This is a genomic window from Acetatifactor aquisgranensis (assembly GCF_943193215.1).
In the GTDB taxonomy this organism is placed as follows: Bacteria; Bacillota; Clostridia; order Lachnospirales; family Lachnospiraceae; genus Acetatifactor; species Acetatifactor aquisgranensis.
The window spans coordinates 1-1,114 of the sequence record NZ_CALPDH010000108.1 but is presented as its reverse complement, the minus strand read 5'-3'; the positions used below and the strand labels follow the sequence as shown (position 1 = coordinate 1,114).

The window sequence follows — 1,114 nt, the reverse complement described above, 5'->3', positions numbered from 1 at the left end:
TGAGGAGCCGTGTGCGTGAAAGGCGCACGCACGGATCTGTGAGGGGCTTGCGGCGTGAGCCGCTTGTCTACTCGACTAAAGGATAGCCAGATAAGTATAAATCCGGTATCATATGTAAAAATATGCATTTTATCACCAATGTTATGCAGTGGAAACACTTTTTCAAAAAGGGAGAAAAATATTAGCACAAGGAAGAAAGGGATTAGCGCAAATATAGAATTGCTAAATCGGCATTTACCTGATATAATGTTTGCACAAAAGAGACCTGCAGATGCATGAAATTCGGGGATGCGAAAGATGCCGAGGGATACCTGACAGAACGTCGTGCAGGTGTAAATCCTGGCGCGGGAGAGGCGATATCGGTTTGAAAAAGGCGGATAAGCAAAAGGAAAGTGAATCAGATAGAATGGAAAAAGATTACGAAAGCCTGCTTCGGCGCATGGTCAAAAAGAGCGAGGAGATTTTCGGAGACAATCTGACAGGAATCTATCTCCACGGCTCCGCGGCCATGGGTTGCTTTCAGGCGCAGAAAAGCGACCTGGATTTGATTTTTGTGGTGGAGCGGGACGTTACGGATGCCGTGAAGCTGGATTTTCTGCGGCATGTGGCGGAATGGAACGGGGAGGCCCCGGCAAAGGGGATTGAGCTCAGCATTGTGAAAAGGCAGTTCTGCAATCCCTTTGTCTATCCCACTCCTTTTGATATCCACTTCTCTCAGGCCCATCTGCAGTGGTATCAGGAGAATCCCCGGGATTATGTGGACAGGATGAAAGGCGTGGACAGGGATCTGGCCGCGCATTTTACGATTATAGGCAGATATGGGATTGTGCTGTATGGAAAGCCTGTGTCTGAGGTCTTCGGCCCGGTTCCACGGGAGGACTATATAGACAGCATCGTGGCCGACATTGAAAACGCCAGAGAGGACATCCTGGAGGATCCTGTGTACGTCATTTTGAACCTTTGCAGGGTGCTGGCTTATCTGAGGGGAGGGAAAGGCGATGGGGAATCGTCATCCGCGGAGCAGATTGTCCTCTCGAAAAAGTCCAGCTAAGAAATGTCAATAGGTAAAACGAAAAATGTTTAAAAAGTTTTTTTCAAGCAGTTGATGTAAAAA

At 47.9% G+C, this 1,114-nt stretch carries 1 protein-coding gene; it reads left to right on the top strand.

The genetic code is table 11. The features are described 5' to 3' along the window. Nucleotides 1-406: 406 nt before the first annotated feature. Nucleotides 407-1,051: an aminoglycoside adenylyltransferase domain-containing protein gene (locus NFS35_RS28865; RefSeq protein ID WP_251210391.1), complete on the top strand. Its 645-nt coding sequence runs from the start codon at nucleotides 407-409 to the stop codon at nucleotides 1,049-1,051. The last annotated feature ends 63 nt before the right edge of the window (nucleotides 1,052-1,114 follow it).